Origin of the sequence: Mesorhizobium sp. M7A.F.Ca.MR.245.00.0.0, assembly GCF_003997415.1 — a bacterium.
GTDB lineage: Bacteria > Pseudomonadota > Alphaproteobacteria > Rhizobiales > Rhizobiaceae > Mesorhizobium.
Map to the genome: position 1 here is coordinate 9,549 of NZ_RZTE01000023.1, position 3,185 is coordinate 12,733.

The window sequence follows — 3,185 nt, forward strand, 5'->3', positions numbered from 1 at the left end:
CTCCTGGCCGCCGCCATTGATCAACGGCTTCGGCATCATCAAATCCGAAGCCGCGACGATGGCGCCGACGCCCTTGGGACCACCGATCTTGTGCGACGACAGAATCAGATAATCGGCGTAACCCGCTGATAGATCGATCGGAACACGCCCAGCGGCCTGCACGGCGTCGACTGTAAGGATACCGCCCGCCGCCTTGACGATCCCGGCGATGCGATCGATCGGCTGGATGACGCCGGTTTCGTTGTTGGCGGCGTGGATGGCGACCAGCGGCAGGCCTTCGCTCTTGTCGTGACCGCCGAGCGCCGACGCCAAGGCGCCGAGGTCGGCGATGCCGTTGGCGTCGACGCCGATCCGCGTCACCTGCGCTGCGGGGAAGTGTCCGCCGTTCAACAGGCAGGGATGATCGGCCTCCGACACGTAAAGCCGGCTCATGCGCACCGTGCCGCGCCCCATCTGCCAGTCGGGTGACAGCAGCGTCGAGGCGGCTTCCGTGGCACCGGAGGTGAACACAACATGCTCCGCCTTGGCGTTGACGAGCGCCGCCACGTCACGCCTGGCGGTCTCGATCAGGCGGCGGGCCGCGCGCCCCTCGGCGTGAACCGATGACGGATTGGCCGCGACGTCAAGGGCCGCGACCATAGCCTCGCGGGCCGCGGCAAGCAGCGGCGCACTGGCATTGTAGTCGAGATAGGCGCGTATTCCGGCCATTTTCGTCCAGTTGGTCCCGTCAGAAGCCATTCCGCTGTCGTATGGCGTTATTTCCTTGAAATTCCAAGGCGAGCCGTCCTATTTACGCGGCTTGCGGCGCGGGTGGCCGGGCTCGATGTCTTGCCACTCAGTTTTGAACAATTCTAAACTAGCTTCTAAGAAGACGCTCGCCCTGCGTCAAGGCCAGAGGAAACGTTCCAGGCACCGCGCGTTCGTATTACCAAGTGGAGTATTTTATGCCTGAGGTCATTTTCACCGGTCCTGCCGGCCGCCTGGAGGGTCGCTATCAGCCTTCCAAGGAAAAGAGCGCGCCGATTGCCATCGTGCTGCATCCGCATCCGCAATTCGGCGGCACGATGAACAACAAGATCGTCTACGACCTCTTCTACATGTTCCAGAAGCGGGATTTCACCACGCTTCGCTTCAATTTCCGCGGCATCGGCCGCAGTCAGGGCGAATTCGACCATGGCACCGGCGAGCTGTCGGACGCCGCCGCCGCTTTGGACTGGGTGCAGTCGCTGCATCCCGATTCCAAGAGCTGCTGGGTCGCCGGCTACTCCTTCGGCTCCTGGATCGGCATGCAGCTTCTGATGCGCCGGCCGGAGATCGAAGGCTTCATCTCGATCGCGCCGCAGCCCAACACCTATGATTTCTCGTTCCTGGCGCCCTGCCCGTCATCGGGCCTGATCATCCATGGCGATGCCGACAAGGTAGCGCCGCCGAAGGATGTGCAGGGCCTTGTCGACAAGCTGCACACGCAGAAGGGCATCACCATCACGCAAAAGACGTTGCCCGGCGCCAACCATTTCTTCGCCAACGATGCCGACCTGCTGCTCGAGGAATGCGCTGACTATCTCGACCGCCGGCTGGCCGGCGAATTGTCGGATCCGCGTCCGAAGCGGCTGAGATAACAAGGAAAGAACGGACGGCGATGTACGAACCTCCTCATTTCAGGGAAACGCGGCCGGAAATCCTGCACGGGCTGATCCGGACGCATCCGCTGGGCCTGTTGGTTTCCAACGGGCCCGATGGGCCGGTCGCCAACGCTGTCCCTTTCCTGCTCGACGCGGAAATCGGGCCGAACGGCAGGCTGCGCGCCCATCTGGCGCGGGCCAACCCGCAATGGCGCCTTTTGGCCGACAACCCGGCGTCACCCGTGCTGATCGTCTTCCAGGGCAGCGATGCCTATGTGACGCCGTCCTGGTACGAGACCAAGCGCGAGACCGGCAAGGTGGTGCCGACCTGGAATTATGCCATCGTGCAGGTTCGCGGCACCGTCAAGGTGATGGATGATCAGGACTGGCTGGCGCAGCAGATCGCCGATCTGACCGTCTCCCAGGAAGGCGCCCGCGCCGCGCCCTGGGCGGTGACCGATGCGCCGGAGCCCTTCATCCAGTCGCAGATCAAGGGCATTATCGGGCTGGAAATCGAGATCAGCGAAATCCACGGCAAGTGGAAGGTCAGCCAGAACCGGCCGGTCGCCGATCGCGTCGGCGTTGCACAGGGGCTGGAAAGCGAAGACCACCAGTCGCCCGGCATGGCCGGCCTGGTCAGATCCTATGGCGGACTGGACGGCAACTGAACTTCGAATGCTCAGGCAGCCTTCCTTGTCGGTCCGATCAGCCGAAACGTTCTCTTGCGGACCGGCAGTCCCGACGGCATCGGCCGGAAAATGAAGCCGAGCCGGGCAAAGACCAGCCCGCAGGCGAGCGCGAAGCCGCAGCCAAGGCCGAAGCCGGCGACGGTGTCGCTGGGATAGTGCGCGCCAACGAAGATACGGGTCGAGGCGATACAAGCGGTGATCGCCAGGGCGATGTACCAACGCCGCGGAAACAACAGCAAAGCGACCCCGAACACCGCGCCCATCGTCGTACCATGGCCGGACGGAAAGCCGGCGAAGCGCGCATCGAAAGCGAAGGGGTGCAGGGTCAGCACGCCAAAGTCCTCGTAATAGAGGGGGCGAGCCCGGCCAATGGCATATTTCAGCACATTGACGGCGATCCCCGACAGGCCGGTGGCGCACAGCACCAGAAAAGCCAGGCAGGTCCAGTTGTAGAGCAGCATCAGCGAGCGCCGCGAGAGGCTTCGCCAATCCGTCAGGTTGGCGGCGACAAGCAGAAGCACTGAGGGAATGAGATACCAGCCACCCAGGCCGAACTGGGTGAAAAAGTCGGCAGTCCGGGCAAATCCCGCCGACCACTTGCCGTGAAGCATTCCGGCCGGGGTGTCGAGACGAACAAACGCTGCCGCCGTCAGCAAAACCCAGACCAGCACCCAGACCGACCACAAAACGTTCGGGTATCTGGCCGGGCGGGTGGCAAGGCGGCTTTTGGCGATCTGCATCGTATCGCGAAAATTGTCGAGCGACCGGCGCCCTACCCCAAGGAGCAGGCTCGAAACGGGCGGGCGTGATTTCACCAGCATAGGAAATTCGACCCCATTGTCGCCGTCATGGGCATCGGCGAGCCGTCACTGGG

Annotated in this window: 4 protein-coding genes; 2 read left to right on the top strand and 2 right to left on the bottom strand. The window is 63.3% G+C overall.

What is annotated here, in order from left to right:
- The coding region (locus EOB80_RS35450) for an aminotransferase class V-fold PLP-dependent enzyme (protein ID WP_245466415.1) at positions 1–708 on the bottom strand (708 nt) is incomplete at its 3' end.
- A 236-nt stretch (positions 709–944) separates the two neighbouring features.
- On the opposite strand from EOB80_RS35450, the gene EOB80_RS21685 reads away from it, so the two are divergent.
- Positions 945–1,619 carry an alpha/beta hydrolase gene (locus EOB80_RS21685; protein WP_023669128.1) on the top strand — a complete coding sequence of 225 codons (675 nt, stop codon included), beginning with the start codon at positions 945–947 and terminating at the stop codon, positions 1,617–1,619.
- Between the two features lie 20 nt (positions 1,620–1,639).
- On the top strand, positions 1,640–2,290 hold the full coding sequence (locus tag EOB80_RS21690; RefSeq protein WP_127319484.1) for an FMN-binding negative transcriptional regulator: 651 nt from the start codon (positions 1,640–1,642) through the stop codon (positions 2,288–2,290).
- Positions 2,291–2,301: 11 nt separating this feature from the next.
- Here the strand turns inward: EOB80_RS21690 and EOB80_RS21695 are convergent, their stop codons facing one another.
- The gene (locus tag EOB80_RS21695) at positions 2,302–3,132 is read right to left on the bottom strand and encodes a phosphatase PAP2 family protein (RefSeq protein ID WP_127268786.1); all 831 of its coding nucleotides are present in this window, start codon (positions 3,130–3,132) and stop codon (positions 2,302–2,304) included.
- Positions 3,133–3,185 lie beyond the last annotated feature (53 nt).

What these genes read in the sequence shown, in the direction of transcription:
- EOB80_RS21685 (WP_023669128.1), top strand. Translation starts at nt 945, where the DNA reads ATGCCTGAGGTCATTTTCACCGGTCCTGCCGGCCGCCTGGAGGGTCGC.
- EOB80_RS21690 (WP_127319484.1), top strand. Translation starts at nt 1,640, where the DNA reads ATGTACGAACCTCCTCATTTCAGGGAAACGCGGCCGGAAATCCTGCAC.
- EOB80_RS21695 (WP_127268786.1), bottom strand. Translation starts at nt 3,132, where the DNA reads ATGCTGGTGAAATCACGCCCGCCCGTTTCGAGCCTGCTCCTTGGGGTA.